This is a genomic window from Paraburkholderia oxyphila NBRC 105797, from assembly GCF_000685075.1.
Lineage (GTDB): Bacteria > Pseudomonadota > Gammaproteobacteria > Burkholderiales > Burkholderiaceae > Paraburkholderia > Paraburkholderia oxyphila.
In genome coordinates, this window is record NZ_BAYD01000049.1 from 39,695 (window position 1) to 53,637 (window position 13,943).

11 protein-coding genes are annotated in these 13,943 nt (G+C 68.8%); 7 read left to right on the plus strand and 4 right to left on the minus strand.

Annotated elements, in window-relative coordinates:
• Positions 1–4: 4 nt before the first annotated feature.
• The 4 genes from BO1_RS27105 to iolB are packed head-to-tail and all read left to right on the plus strand — an operon-like array spanning position 5 to position 5,814.
• Positions 5–2,020 (plus strand): bifunctional 5-dehydro-2-deoxygluconokinase/5-dehydro-2-deoxyphosphogluconate aldolase, encoded by a 2,016-nt coding sequence (locus tag BO1_RS27105; protein ID WP_028220248.1) that lies wholly within the window; start codon positions 5–7, stop codon positions 2,018–2,020.
• Positions 2,017–4,056, plus strand: coding sequence for a 3D-(3,5/4)-trihydroxycyclohexane-1,2-dione acylhydrolase (decyclizing) (iolD, locus tag BO1_RS52855; protein WP_084688210.1), 2,040 nt, complete (start codon positions 2,017–2,019; stop codon positions 4,054–4,056). The genes BO1_RS27105 and iolD overlap by 4 nt, the downstream gene beginning before the upstream one ends.
• A 34-nt stretch (positions 4,057–4,090) precedes the next feature.
• Positions 4,091–5,014 (plus strand): myo-inosose-2 dehydratase, encoded by a 924-nt coding sequence (iolE, locus tag BO1_RS27115; protein ID WP_028220249.1) that lies wholly within the window; start codon positions 4,091–4,093, stop codon positions 5,012–5,014.
• Entirely contained in the window at positions 5,011–5,814 is an 804-nt protein-coding gene (gene iolB / locus BO1_RS27120) for a 5-deoxy-glucuronate isomerase (protein WP_028220250.1), read from the plus strand. The genes iolE and iolB overlap by 4 nt, the downstream gene beginning before the upstream one ends.
• 81 nt (positions 5,815–5,895) lie before the next feature.
• On the opposite strand, the gene BO1_RS27125 is transcribed toward iolB, so the two are convergent.
• Complete coding sequence (locus BO1_RS27125) at positions 5,896–7,455, minus strand: methyl-accepting chemotaxis protein (RefSeq protein ID WP_156992415.1); 1,560 nt, start codon at positions 7,453–7,455, stop codon at positions 5,896–5,898.
• 501 nt (positions 7,456–7,956) lie between these two features.
• Here BO1_RS27125 and BO1_RS27130 point away from each other — a divergent pair.
• From BO1_RS27130 to BO1_RS27140, 3 genes are all read left to right on the plus strand, one after another.
• On the plus strand, positions 7,957–9,210 hold the full coding sequence (locus BO1_RS27130; protein WP_028220252.1) for an MFS transporter: 1,254 nt from the start codon (positions 7,957–7,959) through the stop codon (positions 9,208–9,210).
• A 215-nt stretch (positions 9,211–9,425) separates the two neighbouring features.
• Positions 9,426–9,911, plus strand: coding sequence for an adenosine-specific kinase (locus tag BO1_RS27135; protein WP_028220253.1), 486 nt, complete (start codon positions 9,426–9,428; stop codon positions 9,909–9,911).
• Between the two features lie 4 nt (positions 9,912–9,915).
• Positions 9,916–11,049 carry an ATP adenylyltransferase family protein gene (locus BO1_RS27140; protein ID WP_028220254.1) on the plus strand — a complete coding sequence of 378 codons (1,134 nt, stop codon included), beginning with the start codon at positions 9,916–9,918 and terminating at the stop codon, positions 11,047–11,049.
• Here BO1_RS27140 and BO1_RS27145 read toward each other — a convergent pair.
• Genes BO1_RS27145 through BO1_RS52860 form a run of 3 tightly spaced genes read right to left on the minus strand, consistent with a single transcriptional unit; the run spans position 11,035 to position 13,939 of the window.
• Positions 11,035–11,793 carry an ABC transporter ATP-binding protein gene (locus tag BO1_RS27145; RefSeq protein WP_028220255.1) on the minus strand — a complete coding sequence of 253 codons (759 nt, stop codon included), beginning with the start codon at positions 11,791–11,793 and terminating at the stop codon, positions 11,035–11,037. The genes BO1_RS27140 and BO1_RS27145 overlap by 15 nt on opposite strands.
• Complete coding sequence (locus BO1_RS27150; protein WP_028220256.1) at positions 11,790–12,578, minus strand: ABC transporter ATP-binding protein; 789 nt, start codon at positions 12,576–12,578, stop codon at positions 11,790–11,792. The genes BO1_RS27145 and BO1_RS27150 overlap by 4 nt, the downstream gene beginning before the upstream one ends.
• Positions 12,575–13,939, minus strand: coding sequence for a branched-chain amino acid ABC transporter permease (locus tag BO1_RS52860; RefSeq protein WP_407670007.1), 1,365 nt, complete (start codon positions 13,937–13,939; stop codon positions 12,575–12,577). The genes BO1_RS27150 and BO1_RS52860 overlap by 4 nt, the downstream gene beginning before the upstream one ends.
• Between the last annotated feature and the right edge of the window lie 4 nt (positions 13,940–13,943).

The following is a 13,943-nucleotide window of genomic DNA, read 5'->3' on the forward strand; positions in this document are numbered from 1 at the left end:
GCTCATGGCCCTCCCCCGCACCCACCCTTCACGCTTCGCGCCCGGGCGCAGCCGCGATATCGTCTGCCTCGGCCGGCTCGGCGTCGATCTCTACGCCCAGCAGGTCGGCGCGCGGCTCGAAGACGTCTCCACCTTCGCCAAGTATCTCGGCGGCTCGTCGGCGAACATCGCGTTTGGCTGCGCGCGACTCGGCCTGAGCTCGGCCATGCTCACGCGCGTCGGCGACGACCACATGGGGCGCTTTCTCACCGAAACGCTCACGAAAGAAGGCTGCGACACGAGTCACGTGCGCATCGACCCCGAGCGGCTCACGGCGCTCGTGCTGCTCGGCCTGAAAGACCGCGACACGTTCCCGCTCATTTTCTATCGCGAGAACTGCGCCGACATGGCTGTGGATGCGGGCGACTTCGACGAGGCGTTCATTGCTTCGTCCAAGGCGCTGCTCATCACCGGCACGCACTTCTCGACCGAACAGGTGAACCGCGCGAGCCTTCAGGCGCTCGACTACGCGCGCCGCAACAACGTGCGCACCGTGCTCGACATCGACTATCGCCCGGTGCTCTGGGGGCTGACCGGCAAGGCCGACGGCGAGACGCGCTTTATCGCGAGCGCTGGCGTGAGCGAGCATCTGCAGCGCATCCTGCCGCTGTTCGATCTCGTGATCGGCACCGAGGAAGAATTCCGCATCGCGGGCGGCAAAGAGACGCTCGTCGATGCGCTCAAGCGCGTGCGCGAGGTCACGCCCGCCACGCTGCTCGTGAAGCGCGGGCCGCTCGGCTGCCAGATCGTCGAAGGCGCGGTGCCCGACTCGCTCGACGACGTGCCGCTGCAACGCGGCGTGGAGGTCGAAGTGCTCAACGTGCTCGGCGCGGGCGATGCGTTCGCGTCGGGCTTTCTTTCGGGCTGGCTGCGCGATGCGCCGCTCGAAGACTGCGCGCGCGCGGCCAATGCGTGCGGCGCGCTCGTGGTCTCGCGCCACGGCTGCGCGCCCGCGATGCCCACGCCCGCGGAACTCGACTATTTCCTGCGCGAAGCCGCCGCGGACCCCGCGCGCATGCGCCGCCCCGACCGCGACGCCACGCTCGCCCGCCTGCACCGCGTGACACCCGCGCGCAAGCACTACGACGAGGTGCTGGGCTTCGCGTTCGACCATCGCAACCAGTTCTTCGATCTCGCCCAGCAGACCGGCGCCAGCGAAGCGCGCATCTCGTACCTGAAAAACCTGTTCGTCGATGCCGTGGCGCAGACGGAAAGCGCACTCGGCCTGCAAGGCTGCATCGGTGTGCTGATCGACGATCGCTATGGCCAGGACGCGCTCAACGCCGCGACCGGGCGCGACTGGTGGATCGGCCGCCCGGTCGAGCTGCCGGGCTCGGTGCCGCTCGTGTTCGACCATGGCCGCTCGATCGGCACGACGCTCGCCGCCTGGCCCATCGGGCACACGGTCAAGTGTCTCGTGCAGTTCCATCCCGACGAGCCAATCGAGCAGCGTCTCGAACAGGAAGCGCAGTTGCGCGCGCTCTACGACGCCGTGCAGGCAAGCGGCCACGAACTGCTGCTCGAAGTGATTCCGCCGAAGCTCGACGGCCGGCCGAACGCGCCCGACACCGTCTATCGCGCGCTCAAGCGGCTCTACAACATCGGCCTCTACCCCGAGTGGTGGAAGCTCGAGCCGATGGACGCGGCGCAGTGGCGCGACATCGACGCGCTGATCGCCGAGCGCGATCCGCACTGCCGCGGCGTGGTGCTGCTCGGCCTCTCCGCGCCCATCGAGCAGTTGACGAGCGGATTTCGCGCGGCGGCGGCTTCGCAGACGTGCCGCGGCTTCACGGTGGGCCGCACCATCTTCTACGAGCCGAGCCTCGCCTGGCTCGCCGGTGAAATCGACGACCAGGAATTGATCGCGCGCGTGCGCCGCGCCTTCGAGACGCTGATCGCGGCATGGCGTGCGGCGCGCGGCCAGGCGCCGAGCCAGGCACATCGCGATGGCCACGCCACACGCGAGGAGAAAGCAGCATGAATCAGCGCATCGCTCCCATTTCCGGCGCCTCGACCGAGGGACAGCCGAACGCCGTACCGAGCCCGCCCGCCGCCACGGTGCGCCTCACCGCGGCGCAGGCACTGGTGCGCTTTCTCGCCGCTCAGCGCGTGGCCTGCGAAGACGGCTCGGGCCGCACCGAGCCGCTCTTCGGCGGCGTGTTCGCGATCTTCGGGCACGGCAACGTGGCGGGCCTCGGCGAGGCGCTCTATCACTATCGCCACGAACTGCCCACGCTGCGCGCGCACAACGAGCAAGCGATGGCGCACAGCGCGATCGCCTACGCGAAGGCGCATTTCCGCCGCCGCATGATGGCCGTGACCACGTCGATCGGCCCTGGCGCCACCAACCTCGTGACGGCCGCCGCGCTCGCGCACGTGAACCGGTTGCCGCTGCTGCTCCTGCCCGGCGACATCTTCGTCTCGCGCGAGCCCGACCCGGTACTGCAGCAGATCGAAGATCCGCATGATGGCGGCCTCTCCGCCAACGACGCGCTCAAGCCCGTGTCGCGCTACTTCGACCGCATCGTGCATCCCGCGCAATTGCTCAGCGCGTTGCCGCGCGCGCTGCGCGTGCTCACCGACGCCGCGCTGTGCGGCCCGGTCACGCTCGCGCTGCCGCAGGACGTGCAGGCCATGGCGTGGGACTATCCCGCGAGTTTCTTCACGCCTCGCCTCGTGAGCTTTCACGCCGCCGCGCCCGTGCAGAGCGAGATCGACGCGGCGCTCGCGCAACTGCATCGCGCGAAACGTCCGCTCATCGTCGCGGGCGGCGGTGTGCTCTACTCGCGCGCCGCGCCTCAGTTGCAGGCGCTCGCCGCGGCGCGCGGCATTCCGGTGGCGGAGACCCAGGCCGGCAAAGGCGCCCTCGCGTGGGACGATCCGCTCAATGTGGGCGCGATCGGCGTGACGGGCTCGCCCGCCGCGAACGCACTGGCGCGTGACGCCGACTGCATTCTTGCGGTGGGCACGCGCCTGCAGGACTTCACGACCGGCTCGAATTCGCTGTTTGCGCACGCGCACGTGATCGGCGTGAACGCAAACGGCTTCGATGCGCTCAAGCACAACGGCCTCGCCGTGGAGGCCGACGCGAAGCTCGCGCTCGCGGCGCTGAGCGACGAGCTGATCAACTGGCGTGCCGACGCGAACTGGACCGCGCATGCACGTCACCTGGCCGACGAATGGCGCATGAGCGTCGAAGCGCTGACGCACGCGCCGCAGGAACGCCACAGCCTGCCCTATGACGCCGACGTGATCGGCGCCGTGCAGCGCTCGTCGAGCCGTTCGTACACCGAAGATATCGTCGTGTGCGCGGCCGGCACGCTGCCCGCCGAGTTGCACAAGCTCTGGCGCGCCGGCCAGCCGGGCGCCTATCACGTCGAATACGGCTACTCGTGCATGGGCTACGAGATCGCGGGCGGGCTCGGCGCGAAGCTCGCGCGGCCCGATCGCGAGGTCATCGTCATGGTCGGCGACGGCAGCTACCTGATGATGAACAGCGAGATCGCGACCTCGGTGATGCTCGGCGCGAAGCTCATCATCGTCGTGCTCGACAACCGCGGCTATGGCTGCATCAACCGGCTCCAGCAGGCCTGCGGCGGCGCACCGTTCAACAACCTGTTCGAGGACTGCGCGCAAGGGCCGCTTGGCGCGCCGCGCATCGACTTCGCCTCGCACGCGCGCTCGCTGGGCGCGCAGGCCGAGCACGTCGCCAGCGTCACTGAGCTCGAATCCGCGCTGCAACGCGCGCGCGCGGCGTCGCGCACCTACCTCATCAGCATCGACACCGATCCGGCGCGCACGACCGAGGACGGCGGCTGGTGGTGGGAGGTGGCCGTGCCCGAGGTTTCGACGCGCGCCACCGTGCGCGAGGCACGCGAGCGCTATGACGCGCATCTCGCGCAACGCGGGCGACGCGAGCGTCGTGCCGACGCGCCGCCAGCGACGAAGGCAGCGCCCGACGCTGAAAATGAAAGCGGCAACGAAGGCGGTGACGCGGCCGACCCAACCGAGGCATGACGAGACTCACGTTTGCAGAGATCGAGGAACGCACATGAGTGCATTTGAAGTACGCATCGGCATCAATCCGCTATCGTGGATGAACGACGACTTGCCCTCGCTCGGAGGCGAGACGCCGCTCTCCCAGGCGCTCACCGAGGGGCGCGAGATCGGCTATGAAGGCTTCGAGCTCGGCAACAAGTTTCCGCGCGAGCCGCAGGCGCTCAAGGCATTGCTCGCGCAATACGACCTGTCGCTCGTGTCCGGCTGGTACTCCGGCATGCTCGCGCGGCGCAGCGTGGCTGAAGAGATCGCGGCCGTGGACAAGCATCTCGACCTGCTCGCGCAGAACGGCGCCACCGTGATGGTGTACGGCGAAGTGGCCGATTCGATCCAGGGCGCGCCGCGCCCGCTCTATCAGCGGCCACGCTTTTTCAGCGAGCAGCAGTGGGACGAATACGCCGCGCGCGTGGACGCGTTCGCGCGCCATACGCTCTCGCGTGGCGTGCGGCTCGCCTATCACCATCACATGGGCGCCTATGTGGAAACGCCGGCCGACGTCGACAAGCTCATGGCGCGCACGGGCGACGCCGTGGGCCTGCTGTTCGACGCGGGCCATATCACGTTCGCGGGCGGCGACCCCGTCGTGGAGCTCGACAAGCACATCGCACGCGTATGCCACGTGCACTGCAAGGACGTGCGCCCCGCCGTGGTGAAGCTCGCGCGCAACCGCAACTGGAGCTTTCTCGACGCGGTGCTCGCGGGCGCGTTCACGGTGCCCGGCGACGGCGCCGTCGATTTTCCGGCGATCATCGCGCGTCTGAAGCGGCACGGCTACCGCGGCTGGCTAGTCGTAGAGGCCGAGCAGGACCCCGTGATCGCGCCATCGTACGCGTACGCGCAGAAGGGCTATCGCACGCTGCGCTCGCTCGTCGATTCGGATAGCGTATCAAGCAATGCCAGCAAGGAGGCAGCATGAGCCTGCTAGTCAAGGCCGCGCGCGAAGGCCAGACGATCGCGCGCGTCACGCCCGCCACGGCGGGCTGGCGCTATGTCGGCTTCGCCGCGTACCGCATGGACGCCGACGATGTCGTCTACGTACACGAAACGGACCGCGAGAGCTGCATCGTCGTGCTCTCGGGCGCCGTGGACATCGTGGCCGGCGGCAAGCGTTATTCGGGCCTCGGCTCGCGAGACAGCGTATTCGAGGACGCCGCGCCCTACGCGCTCTACGTGCCGCCCGGTGTGAAAGCGGTGGTGCGCGCCACGCGCGAAGCCGAATTGGGCGTGGCGAGCGCGCCAGCGCTTGGCACGCTGCCCGTGCGGCTCATCGAGCCCGCGCATATGAAACGCTCCACGCGCGGCAAAGGCGCGAATACACGCTACGTCTGCGATATTCTTCCGCAGACCGAGCCGGCGGAGTCGCTGCTCGTGGTGGAGGTGCGCACGCCTTCGGGCCATTCGTCGAGCTATCCGCCGCACAAGCACGATGCCGACCGCCTGCCGCATGAGAGCGCGCTGGAAGAGACCTATTACCACCGGCTCAATCCACAGCAGGGCTTCGCGTTCCAGCGCGTCTACACCGACCTGCGCGACCTCGACGAGACCATGGCCGTAGAGGATCACGACGTCGTGATGGTGCCGCGCGGCTATCATCCGGTGGTCGTGCCCTACGGCTACGACTCTTATTACCTGAACGTGATGGCGGGCCCCACGCGCGAGTGGCACTTCCACAACGACCCGGCGCACGAGTGGATCATCGAACGCGACGCGAAGTAGCGCTAAATAATTTGCACCACGTAAAACGCCGCGCTGCCCGATCAGGCAGCGCGGCGTTTTTGCATGCAGCGTGGTTGACCGTCAAGCGAGCTGGAACTTGCCCACGAGGCGCTTGAGCACCTTGGCCTGGTCGTCGAGCGATTGCGCCGCGGCCGTGGCCTCTTCCACCAGCGCCGCGTTCTGCTGCGTGCCCGCGTCCATCTGCGTGACCGCCCGGCTGATCTCCTCGATGCCGGCGCGCTGCTCGCTCGATGCCGCCGAAATCTCGCCGATGATGTCGTTCACGCGCTTCACGGCCTTCACGACCTCTTCCATGGTCTGACCCGCGTCGGTGGCGAGCGTGGAGCCGTTCGCCACGCGCGTGACCGAGGCAGAGATCAACGTCTTGATCTCCTTGGCCGCCGCGGCGCTGCGCTGCGCGAGATTGCGCACCTCGCCCGCAACCACCGAGAAGCCGCGCCCCTCTTCGCCCGCGCGCGCGGCCTCGACGGCCGCGTTCAGCGCCAGAATATTGGTCTGGAACGCGATCCCTTCGATCACGCCGATGATGTCGGCGATGCTCTTCGCGCTGTCGTTGATCTCGTTCATCGTGGCCACCACGCGGCCGACCACGGCGCCGCCCTTCTGCGCGATCTGCGAGGCGTTGCCGGCCAGCGTACTCGCCTGCTGCGCGTTCTCCGCGTTCAGGCGCACGGTGGACGTCAATTGCTCCATGCTGCTGGCGGTGCGCTCGAGCGCGACGGCCTGTTCTTCCGTGCGATGCGAGAGATCGAGATTGCCCGTCGAAATCTGGCCCGATGCAGCGGCAATCGCCTCGGCGCTCGCGGCGATCTCGGCCACCGTCGTCGACAGTCCGTTCTGCATGTCGCGCAGCGCACCGAGCATGCTGGCCCCGTCGCGCGCATGCACCTCGACCGGCTGCGCGAGATCGCCCGAGGCGATGCGCGCGGCAATGGCCTTCGCATGCGCGGGCTCGCCGCCGAGCTGGTGCGCGAGGCGCCGCACGACCCATTCGCTCACCACGAACGCCAGCACGAACAGCGCCAGCGTCGCCGCGGCGATCATCACAAACGACGACTTGTAGATGAACGCCGAAGCCGCGATCGTCGCCTTGGCGGCGGCCCCGCGCTGCGCGACGAGCTGATCGACGAGCTTCTCGAGCTTGCCCGTCTCCACGAGCAGCGACACGTCCTGCATGCTGACCTGCCAGCTCATCTGCGAAAGATCGAGCGGCTGCGCCTTCATGAGCGTGACGAAGTCGCGCAGATGGCCGCTCCATGTTTGCGCCAACGCCGCGAACTGTTTTTGCTGCGCGAGCGCGGCGGCGCCCGGCGCGTCGCCGGCCGACTGCGATGAATATTGGTCGAGCACTTTCATCTGGACCACGAGCGCGGCGAGGTCCTTCTCGATGTCCTCACCCAGCTCGTCGCGCTCCTTCGCCGTAGTCGCGGTGAGCAGCATTTTTTGCCCGCGGCTCGCGCGCAGCACGTGGCCACGCACTTCCTCCGCAGCGCGGCTGGCGATATGGCCCTGCTCGTAGATCGACTCGGTGGAATCGTTCAGGCGGCTGATCTGCGTGAGCGAGAAGGCGCCGATGGCCAGCGTGCCGACCAGCACCACCGCGAAAGCGACGCGCAGCATCGTCTTCACTGAGAGCGACCTGCCCTCTGCACCTGCCGAACCCCTTGCGCCTTTGCTGTGCTTCCCGCCGCCCACCACGCCGTTTACTCCGGCGACCGCCCCAAACTCCTCCTGCACGAAACTCGTGTGCCCGGCAGGCTCTTTCATTGCTCTCATCGTTATCGGTCTCCAGTGTCTGTGTGCATACACCCTCGATCCGCCCGCAATCGACTCGTATGCGCAACGCCTCAACCCCGGTCAACGGCACGGCGCCGCGCATTCTTTAACGGCGCGCGGGCGCTGGTTGTGGTCCTGCCCCGTAGCTTCGGCGCGCGCGACGGCACCCACTTGGCAGATTCTCGACAAAATATGTCCGGACTGTTCAGTCGAGACACATTACACTGCGCTTCATAACTCCTATACATGACCTTTTCATGCCATCGCCGCAACGGGTTCTTGATGCTTTCAAGGACCCAACATTCGTCGCGGCGCCCGCGTGAAGCCTTTTTGCTTATCGACAATATGGAAACCAGCTTCGACAAGCGCGCCGCGCCTGGCGCCCCGTCTGTGTCCGCCGCCTCCCCGGCCTCCACCGGTGTGCAGCGCACCGTGTACTCCGTGCTCGGCGCGATCAGCTTTTCGCATCTGCTCAACGACATGATCCAGTCGTTGATCCTGGCCATCTATCCGATGCTCAAGGACAACTTCTCGCTGTCGTTCACGCAGATCGGCCTCATTACGCTCACCTACCAGATCACGGCTTCGATGCTGCAGCCGCTCGTCGGCGTCTATACCGACAAGCGTCCGTTGCCGTACTCGCTGCCCGTCGGCATGGGCTTCACGCTCTGCGGCCTGTTGCTGATGTCGGTGGCGCCGAGCTTCGCCGTGCTGCTCGTCGCGGCGGCGCTCGTCGGTTGCGGCTCCTCCGTGTTCCATCCGGAGTCCTCGCGCGTCGCGCGCATGGCCTCGGGCGGCCGCCACGGCCTCGCGCAATCGCTGTTCCAGGTGGGCGGCAACGCGGGCTCTTCGCTTGGGCCGCTGCTCGCCGCCGTGATCGTCATTCCGCACGGCCAGCGCAGCATCGCGTGGTTCTCGGTGGCGGCGCTCGTCGCGATGTTCGTGCTCACGCAGATCGGCCGCTGGTACAAGGCCCATCCGGCAATGAAGAAAAAGCGCGCCGAGGCCCCGCACGTCACGCTCTCGCGCGGCCGCGTGGCCACCGCCATCGGCATTCTCGTGCTGCTCGTGTTCTCGAAGTACTTCTACCTCGCGAGCATCAACAGCTACTTCACGTTCTATCTGATCGACCGCTTCCACCTGCCCGTGCAGGCCGCCCAGGTGCACCTGTTCGTGTTCCTCGCGGCCGTGGCGGCGGGCACGATCATCGGCGGCCCAGTGGGCGACCGCATCGGCCGCAAGTACGTGATCTGGGGATCGATTCTGGGCGTCGCGCCGTTCACGCTGCTGCTGCCCTATGCCAATCTGTTCTGGACCAGCGTGCTGACCGTGATCATCGGCGTGGTGCTCGCCTCGGCGTTCTCGGCCATCCTCGTCTACGCGCAGGAGCTGATCCCCGGCAAGGTAGGTATGGTGGCGGGCCTGTTCTTCGGCTTCGCGTTCGGCCTCGGTGGCATCGGCGCGGCGGTGCTCGGCCAACTGGCGGACGCTACCAGCATCGCCTTCGTCTACAAGGTCTGCTCGTTCCTGCCGCTGATCGGCATCCTCACCGTGCTCCTGCCCGACGTCGAGGGCAAGCGCGCGGCAAAGACAGCCTGAGCGGGTGAGGCACGCCTGACCTAGCGCGCAATAGTGCGCCTTGCATGAACAACGGCCGGTTGCCCAGCGTGGCGCCGGCCGTTTTCCATTGCGGCGGCCCGCGCGGCGGGCCTCGCCTTGGACGCGCCGCGACTTCGTACTAGTCTTCTTGAACCACGCCGCGCGCTCCTCGTCGTCGAGCGGCGGCCATCGAGACGCCCCGCGCGAGGTCCGCCATGCAACTGTCCACGGTAGAGATCGTCAAGCCCGAAGCCACCAACTTCATACTCGGGCAAACCCATTTCATCAAATCGGTCGAAGACCTGCACGAGGCGCTCTACGGCGCGGTGCCAGGCATCCAGTTCGGCCTCGCGTTCTGCGAGGCCTCGGGCAAGCGTCTCGTGCGCCGCTCGGGCACGAACGACGCACTCGTCGAAATGGCCACGAGCAACGCGCTGCGCATCGCGGCGGGCCACAGCTTCATCGTCTTTCTCGGCGATGGCTTCTTCCCCATCAACGTGCTCAACATCGTGAAGGCCGTGCCCGAGGTGTGCCGCATTTTTTGCGCGACCGCCAATCCAACCGAAGTGCTGATTGCCGAAACGGACAAGGGGCGCGGCATTATTGGCGTGGTGGATGGCGAGCCGCCGCTCGGCATCGAGACCGAAGACGACGTGCGCTGGCGCCACGACCTGCTGCGCGCGATCGGCTACAAGGCCTGAGCCGATGGCCGCGACCGTGCTCACGGCCCGCACGCTGCGCGACGCGATCGCGCAGCGCACGCGCGAGGCCTTGCAGTGCGGCGCGCTGCAGCCGATCGAAACCGCGCTCACGCACATCGACGATGGCGGTGTGCGCTTTGCCGTTCGCGAGGTATCGAGTCTCGTGCGCAAGGAGGCGGCGCGGCGCACGGATGCGCCAGCGCACAGCGGGTCGCAGACGCCGCGGCGCAATCCCTTCCTGCCTTACGACGACGAGCTGTGCGTGGGCGAACTCTCTTCGACGCATGTCGCGCTGCTCAACAAGTACAACGTGCTCGACGAGCACCTGCTGATCGTCACGCGCCGCTTCGTGCCGCAGGAGGCGCTGCTCGATCATGCCGACTTCGCGGCGCTGCTCGTCGTGCTGCACGGCTTCGACGCGCTGGGGTTTTACAACGGTGGGACAGAAGCGGGCGCGAGCCAGCCGCACAAGCATCTGCAGGCCGTGCCGCTGCCGCTCGATGCGGCGGGGGCGGCGGTGCCCGTCGAGACGCTGCTCGATGCGGCGCCAGCCGATGCCGTGAGGGCCGATGTCGCAGCTGCCGATGCAGCGCCGGCCGGTGCCGTGGGGGCCGATGTCGCGGGAGCCGATGGCGCAGCTACCGATACCATCGCGGCCGATACCGCGCCGGCCGATGCCGTGGCTGCCGATACCACGGCGCCCGCTGCCGCGGCGGTCGCTACCGTGCGCGTGCCGGGGCTGCCTTTCGCGCACGCCTTCGCGTGGCTCGATCTGGTTGGGACCGCGGATGGCGAAAGTGCAGACCGGGACGCACTGACCAACGCACAACCCGACGCCCAACGCGCACTCGACACCTACCGGGCACTGCTGCACGCGGCCGGCATCGGAACCGTCGAAGTCGAAGGCGTGCCGCATCAAGCAGCGCCCTACAACCTGCTCGTCACGCGCCGCTGGATGCTGGTGGTGCCGCGCGAGGCAGAGCGCGTCGAGGGCATCTCCGTGAACGCGCTCGGCTTCGCGGGCTCGCTCTTCGTGCGCGACGCTGCGCAACGGGAGACGCTCGCGCGCATCGGGCCGATGACAGCGCTCTCGCGCGCCGCCAAACCGCTCGCGCCGAAGGCCTCAGCCCACGCCTAGCCAGTCGCGCACGACGTCTTCGCGTTGCACGAGCGCCTGCGGCGTGCCCTCGAACACGATGCGCCCATGCCCCATCACCGCGACGCGGTCCGCCAGTCCCGGCGCCAGCTCGAGCCGCTGCTCGATGAGCAGCAGCGCGACACCACGCTCGCGCAGCGCGCGCAGGCACGCGCCCACGCGCGCGGCCATCTGCGCGGACAGCCCTTCAGCGGGCTCGTCGACGAAGAGCAGATCGGGATCGCCCACGAGCGCGCGGGCCAGCGCGAGCATCTGCTGCTCGCCGCCCGAGAGCACGCCCGCGCGTGCGCTGCGGCGCTCGAGCAGGATCGGGAAAAGCGCGTGGGCGTCGTCGATGGTGAAGCGCGGGGCGCGGCGCAGTGCACCTCGCAGCGAAGCCCGCAGCGCGCCCGCTCGTGCACTTGAACCGCGCTTTGTGAGACCGAGACGCAAATTCTCGTCGACGCTCAACGTCGGGAACACGTCGCGCTGCTCCGCCACGTAGCCCAAGCCCAGCCGCGCGATCTCGAAGGTGCGCAGCGGCGTGAGATCCGCACCCGCGAAACGGCGTACGCCGTCGGCTTCCACCATCGACATCAGCGCCTTCGCGAGCGTCGAGCGACCCGAGCCGTTGCGGCCCGCGAGCGCGACAACCTCCCCCGCACCGACACGCAGATCGACGCCATGCAGCACCTGGCTCGCGCCATACCAGGCGCGCAGATTTTCGATTTCGAGGAGCACGCTCATGGCGAGCGCCTCATATGCCCTGGGGCGTTGAAACGCGCATCGAAATGCGCGCCTAGATACGCGTCGCGCACGGCGGGATCGGTGCGTATCGCCTCTGGCGTGCCGGTGGCGATCACGCGCCCCTGCACCAGCACCGAGACGCGGTCGGCAAGGCCGAACACCGCATCCATGTCGTGCTCGATCAGCAGCACCGTCTTGCCCGAGGTGGTCGCGCGAATCAGATCGACGGCGCGCGCGGCTTCGGCGCGGTTCATGCCGGCCGTGGGCTCGTCGAGCAGCAGCGTTTGCGCGCCGCCCGCGAGCGCGAGGCCAAGGTCGAGCGCGCGCTGCTCGGCGTAGCTCAGCGCCGCCGCCTCGCGCGCTGCGGCGTGCGCGAGGCCGAGGGCATCGAGCAATTCGCCCACGCGTGCGTCGGCGCGCGCCGAGCCGAACCAGCGCGCCGCCAGCCCCGCGCCGCCGCTTAGCGAAGCCAGCACCGCGCAGCGCAAGTTCTCGCGCACCGTGAGGCGCGCGAACACGCTCGTGGTCTGGAAGCTGCGCGCGAGGCCGCGTCTTGCGAGCACGGGGCTCGCGAGACGCGTGACGTCCTCGCCGTGCAGCACGATGCGGCCCGCGCTCGCGCGGCGCTCGCCCGCGATCAGGCTGAACAGCGTGGACTTGCCCGCGCCGTTGGGGCCGATCAACGCATGGCGCTCACCGGGGCGCACGTCGAGATCGACGCCGCGCAGCACGGCCGTCGCGCCAAAGCGCTTCTCGACGCCGATGAGCCGCAGCGCGGACGTCATGCTGCCTCCTTGCGCGGGTCGAGGCGCTCCAGCCGATCCAGCCGCTCGAGCGCGCGCGCCGCTCGGCGCGCGCGCCGTCCTGTCCAGGCCGCCAGGGCCGACAACGCGATGATCGCCACGGCGAGCCCCGCCGCCGCACGAGTCGACAGCGTGCCAAGCCATGCGCCGGGATCGTCGTCGCCGAAGCGCAGCGCGTAGGCCCATTGGACCGCGAGCACGAGCGCGAACGCGCCACACGAGGCCGCCAGCGCCGCCATCGTCCAATACGTGCCGCAGCACCGCCAGCCGTGCCGCGCGAGCGCCGCGCGCTGACGCGCCATCAGGCCCGCGAGCCCATCGGGCGCCGCCAGCACCACGGCGATGAAAAAGAGCCCCACATAGAGCATCCAGGCACGCGAGACGCTCGCCACGCCCACGCTGAACGCCACCCACACCAGCGCGCCGAGCACCGGCCCGAAGAACGACGCAGTCCCGCCCGTGACGGTCGCGATGAGCACGGCGGCCGAGCGCATCATGCCGACGCTTTCGGCCGCGGCCAGCTCCACGTTGATGAGCGTGAGCGTGCCCGCGACGCCGGCAAAGCCCGCGGCAAGGACGATCATCGTGGCCCGCACGCGCGCAGGCGATGCGCCCAGCGCCGCGGCGCGCACCGGGTTGTCGCGCACGGCGTTGGCGAGGCGCACGAACGGCGCGCGCGCAAGCACGTAGATCGCGGCGCTCGCGACGAGACACCACGCGGCGATGACCCAGTACGCCTGACGATCCGGCCCGAAGGTCCAGGCGGCCCCAGGCACGATGGCCGGCCCGCTCGTGCGGTCGATGGCGACGCCCGCCTCGCCGCCGAACCAGTCGGGCAACGCCCACGCGGCCGCGGCGACGAGCTCGCCGAGCCCGAGCGTGATCATGGCGAACGCAGTGCCCGCGCGGCGCGCGGCGACGAGCGCAATGAGCCCGCCGACCGCCGCCCCCGCCATGCCGCCCACGAACGGCAGAAGCGGCAGCGGGATCGCGTAGTGATTGAAGAGCTGCGCGGCCGCGAGAGCTCCCAGCCCGGCCGGCGCCGCGTGGCCAAACGACAGCAGGCCGGTCTCGCCGAGCAGGAGGTTGTACGAGAGCGCGAAGACGATCATCGTGGCCGCCTGGGCCAGGCACGCAAGCAGCCAGCCCTGCGGCACGCCCGCGGGCGAGAGCCACGCCGAAACGAGCGGCGGCAGGCCGAGGAACGCCACCAGCCCGAGCCAGGGCGCCCAGCGCGATGCCGCCCAACGGCACCAACGCATCAGCTCGCGTGACTGAGGCGCATGAGGTTCAAGCTGACGGCCAGCCGCGTCGATCGGTGCGCGAGATTTATCGGCTTTCATGGCG

Coding starts and splice junctions, on each gene's coding strand:
- BO1_RS27105 (WP_028220248.1), top strand. CDS start 5: ATGGCCCTCCCCCGCACCCACCCTTCACGCTTCGCGCCCGGGCGCAGC.
- iolD (WP_084688210.1), top strand. CDS start 2,017: ATGAATCAGCGCATCGCTCCCATTTCCGGCGCCTCGACCGAGGGACAG.
- iolE (WP_028220249.1), top strand. CDS start 4,091: ATGAGTGCATTTGAAGTACGCATCGGCATCAATCCGCTATCGTGGATG.
- iolB (WP_028220250.1), top strand. CDS start 5,011: ATGAGCCTGCTAGTCAAGGCCGCGCGCGAAGGCCAGACGATCGCGCGC.
- BO1_RS27125 (WP_156992415.1), bottom strand. CDS start 7,455: ATGCTGCGCGTCGCTTTCGCGGTGGTGCTGGTCGGCACGCTGGCCATC.
- BO1_RS27130 (WP_028220252.1), top strand. CDS start 7,957: ATGGAAACCAGCTTCGACAAGCGCGCCGCGCCTGGCGCCCCGTCTGTG.
- BO1_RS27135 (WP_028220253.1), top strand. CDS start 9,426: ATGCAACTGTCCACGGTAGAGATCGTCAAGCCCGAAGCCACCAACTTC.
- BO1_RS27140 (WP_028220254.1), top strand. CDS start 9,916: ATGGCCGCGACCGTGCTCACGGCCCGCACGCTGCGCGACGCGATCGCG.
- BO1_RS27145 (WP_028220255.1), bottom strand. CDS start 11,793: ATGAGCGTGCTCCTCGAAATCGAAAATCTGCGCGCCTGGTATGGCGCG.
- BO1_RS27150 (WP_028220256.1), bottom strand. CDS start 12,578: ATGACGTCCGCGCTGCGGCTCATCGGCGTCGAGAAGCGCTTTGGCGCG.
- BO1_RS52860 (WP_407670007.1), bottom strand. CDS start 13,939: ATGAAAGCCGATAAATCTCGCGCACCGATCGACGCGGCTGGCCGTCAG.